The 551-nt window shown below is 73.9% G+C and carries 1 protein-coding gene; it reads right to left on the bottom strand.

The window, feature by feature from the left end:
• Positions 1-551: hypothetical protein (locus tag A6A05_RS21720; RefSeq protein WP_245644208.1), on the bottom strand; the 551-nt coding region annotated here is incomplete at both ends.

Here is a 551-nt window from a genome sequence, read left to right as displayed (position 1 = left end):
ACGACGACCCAGCCGGTGACCACCACCGAGGCTGTGACAACGACCCAGCCGGTGACCACCACCGAGAGCGTGACGACGACCCAGCCGGTGACCACCACCGAGGCTGTGACAACGACCCAGCCGGTGACCACCACCGAGAGCGTGACGACCACTGAGCATGTGACGACTACGCCTGCTCCGACTCCGACCACCACCGGGGCTCCGACTCCGACCACGACCGGGGCTCCGACTCCGACCACGACCGGGGCTCCGACCCCGACCACCACCGGGGCTCCGACCCCGACCACCACCGGGGCTCCGACCCCGACGACGACCGGCGCTCCGACCCCGACCACCACCGGGGCTCCGACCCCGACCACCACCGGGGCTCCGACTCCGACGACGACCGGGGCTCCGACCCCGACCACCACCGGGGCTCCGACCCCGACCACCACCGGGGCTCCGACTCCGACCACGACCGGCGCACCGACTCCGACCACCACCGGGGCTCCGACCCCGACCACCACCGGGGCTCCGACCCCGACCACCACCGGGGCTCCGACCCCGACCAC

Origin of the sequence: Magnetospirillum moscoviense (assembly GCF_001650635.1) — a bacterium.
In the GTDB taxonomy this organism is placed as follows: domain Bacteria; phylum Pseudomonadota; class Alphaproteobacteria; order Rhodospirillales; family Magnetospirillaceae; genus Magnetospirillum; species Magnetospirillum moscoviense.
The sequence above is the reverse complement of the archived record's forward strand: the minus strand, read 5'-3'. Positions and strand labels throughout refer to the sequence as shown.